The sequence below is a fragment of the Kitasatospora sp. NPDC092286 genome (genome assembly GCF_044755565.1).
Taxonomy (GTDB): domain Bacteria; phylum Actinomycetota; class Actinomycetes; order Streptomycetales; family Streptomycetaceae; genus Kitasatospora.
The window spans coordinates 1-3477 of sequence record NZ_JBIVRD010000104.1; the positions used below are offsets into that span (position 1 = coordinate 1).

Sequence of the window (3477 nt, forward strand, 5' to 3'; positions counted from 1 at the left end):
CGGTGTCCCGGTGGACTGGACGGCGACCGGCACCGCCGGGAAGCCCATCGACCTGCCCACTTACGCCTTCCAGCACCAGCGCTACTGGCTCGACGACACCGCCGCCACGGACACCGACACCGCCCCGGCGGCGGAGGACGCCACGTTCTGGGAGGCCGTGGAAAGCGAGGACTGGGACTTCCTGGGCACCGTCCTCGAACTCTCCCAGGACGCCCCGCTGAGCGACGTCCTCCCGGCGCTCGCCTCCTGGCGCCGCAAGCGCCGGCAGGAGTCCGTCCTCGACCAGTGGCGCTACCGCATCGACTGGAAGCCGCTTCCCGAAGCGGGCGCCGGGGTCACCGGCCTGTCGGGCACCTGGGTGGTGGCGTTCCCGACCGGCCACGCGACCGACGAGCTGGTGAACTCCGCCGCCCGCGCCCTGGTCGAGCGCGGCGTGCGGGTGGTCCCGCTGGAACTCGACACCGACGGCACCGACCGGGCCGCGTACGTGGACCGGCTCGGCGAGGCGCTCACCGCCGCCTCCTCCTCCGGTACGCAGCTCGCCGGCGTGCTGTCCTTCCTCGCCCTGGACGAGGCCCCGCACCCCGTGCACCCCGCGATGTCGGCGGGCCTCGCCGGTTCGCTGCTGCTCGTCCAGGCTCTCGGCGACGCCCGACTGGAGGTGCGGCTCTGGCTGGCCACCAGGGGGGCGGTGTCCGCCGGGCGTACGGACGAACCGGTCGGCCCGGTGCAGGCCCAGGTCTGGGGCCTGGGCAGGGTCGTGGCACTCGAACAGCCCGAGCGCTGGGGTGGCCTGATCGACCTGCCGGAGACGCTGGACGAGCGCGCCGCCAACCGCCTCTGCGCCGTGCTCGCGGGCTCGACCCAGGAGGACCAGCTCGCGGTCCGCGGCTCCGGGATCCTCGCCCGCCGCCTGGTCCGCGCCCCGCTGGCCGTGGACGAGGGGACCGGCGGCCCGGCCTGGCGGACCTCGGGCACCGCCCTGGTCACCGGCGGAACCGGAGCGCTCGGCCCGCACATCGCGCGCTGGCTGGCCGACAGCGGCAGCGAGCACGTGGTGCTGACCAGCCGGCGCGGCCCGTCCGCCCCTGGCATGGCCGAGCTGACGGACGAACTGGCCGAGCGTGGAGTCAGGTTGACCGTGGCGGCCTGCGACGCCGCCGACCGGGACAGCCTGGCCGGGGTGCTGGCCGCCCTGCGTGCGGACGGCGAGTCCGTGCGGACGGTCATCCACGGCGCCGCGTTCATCGAGCTGGCCTCGCTGGCCGACTCGGGCCTGGGCGAGTTCGCCGACGTCCTCGCGGCCAAGGTCGGCGGCGCCCGCCATCTGGACGAGCTGCTCGGCACGGAGGAGCTGGACGCGTTCGTCCTGTTCTCGTCCATCGCCGGCGTGTGGGGCAGCGGCGACCACGGCGCGTACGCCGCCGCCAACAGCTACCTGGACGCGCTCGCCGAGGAGCGGCGCGCCCGTGGCCTGTCGGCGACCTCCATCGCCTGGGGCGTCTGGAACGTCTGGGACCCGGAGCGGCTCCCCGACGGCGTCAAGCCCGAACAGCTCCAGGCCCGGGGCCTGCCCTTCCTCGACCCGGCGACGGCCTTCGTCGCGATGAACCAGAGCCTCGCCCGGGGCGAGACCTTCGTCGCGGTCGCGGAGGTCGACTGGGACCGCTTCGTCCCGGTCTTCACCTCGGCCGGCCCGCGCCCGCTGCTCATGGGCGTTCCCGAGGCCCGGCAGGTGCTGGAGGAGGCCTCCGCCGAGAACCGGCCCGCAGGCGCCGCCGGTCCGGCCGAGTCCTCGCCGCTGCGCGAGCGGCTCTCCGGACTCGGGGCGGCCGAACGCGAGCGCGCCCTGCTGGAGCTGGTCCGGTCGGAAGCCGCCTCCGTGCTCGGACACGGCTCCGCCGACGCGGTGGCCGGGAGCCGGGCCTTCCGCGAGCTGGGCTTCGACTCGCTCACCGCGGTCGAACTGCGCAACCGGGTCCGCAAGACCACCGGTCTGCGCCTGCCCGCCACCCTGGTCTTCGACTACCCGTCCCCGACCGTCCTCGCCCGCTATCTGGCCGGAGAACTCTTCGGCACGGCGGAGGGCGCGCCCGGCGCGGCCGACTCCGCGACGGCGGTCCGGCCACTGGACGACGACCCGATCGCGATCATCGGGATCGGCTGCCGCTTCCCCGGCGATGTGACCTCCCCGGAGGAGCTCTGGCAACTGCTCCGCGACGGAGGCGACGTCATCTCAGAACTGCCGACGGACCGTGGCTGGGACGTCGAGTCGCTCTACGACCCGGACCCGGAGCAGCACGGCAAGACCTACACCCGGCACGGCGGTTTCCTGTACGACGCGGCGGAGTTCGATGCGGGCTTCTTCGGGATCTCGCCGCGTGAGGCGCTGGCGATGGACCCGCAGCAGCGGTTGCTGCTGGAGACGTCCTGGGAGGCGTTCGAGCGGGCGGGCATCGACCCGCGCAGCCTGCACGGCAGCCGGACGGCGGTCTTCGCGGGCGTCAGCTACCACGACTACGGCTCCCGGCTGCGCGAGGCCCCGGAAGGGGTGGAGGGCTACCTCGGTACGGGCAGCACCGCGAGCATCGCTTCTGGCCGGGTCTCGTACATCCTCGGCCTGGAGGGCCCGGCGGTCACCCTGGACACCGGCTGCTCCTCCTCGCTGGTGGCGCTGCACCTGGCCGCCGAGTCGCTGCGCCGTGGCGAGTCCTCGCTCGCCCTCGCGGGCGGTGTCTCGGTGATGGCCGTGCCCACCTCCTTCACCGAGTTCAGCCGGCAGCGCGGGCTCTCCGTGGACGGCAGGTGCCGGGCCTTCTCGGCGGACGCCGACGGGATGGGCATGGCGGAGGGTGTCGGCCTGGTGCTGCTGGAGCGGCTGTCGGACGCGCGGCGCAACGGGCACCAGGTGCTGGCGGTGGTGCGGGGCAGCGCGCTCAACCAGGACGGTGCGAGCAACGGCCTGACGGCGCCGAACGGTCCTTCGCAGCAGCGGGTGATCCGTCAGGCGCTCGCCAACGCCGGGCTGAAGAGCTCGGACGTGGACGCGGTGGAGGCGCATGGGACGGGTACCAAGCTGGGTGACCCGATCGAGGCGCAGGCGCTGCTGGCCACCTATGGGCAGGACCGTCCGGAGGACCGGCCGCTGTGGCTGGGCTCGGTGAAGACGAACATCGGGCACACGCAGGCGGCCGCCGGTGCGGCCGGGCTGATCAAGATGGTGATGGCGCTGCGGCACGAGGTGCTGCCGCGCACGCTGCACGCCGAGGTTCCGACTCCGCAGGTGGACTGGAGCGCCGGGAACATCGCGCTGCTGACGGAGGAGGTCGCCTGGCCTGCGGGTGAGCGGCCGCGTCGGGCGGGTGTGTCCTCCTTCGGCATCAGCGGGACGAATGCGCACGTGGTGCTGGAGGAGGCTCCGGAGGCTGAGGCCGATGCCGAGGTGACCGCGCCGGTTGGTGGTGTGGTGCCGTGGGT

Annotated in this window: 1 protein-coding gene; it reads left to right on the forward strand. The window is 74.1% G+C overall.

Going from position 1 to position 3477, the window contains the following annotated elements; translation table 11 throughout:
- Positions 1–3477: SDR family NAD(P)-dependent oxidoreductase (locus tag ACIQIB_RS39310; protein WP_400764258.1), on the forward strand; the 3477-nt coding region annotated here is incomplete at both ends.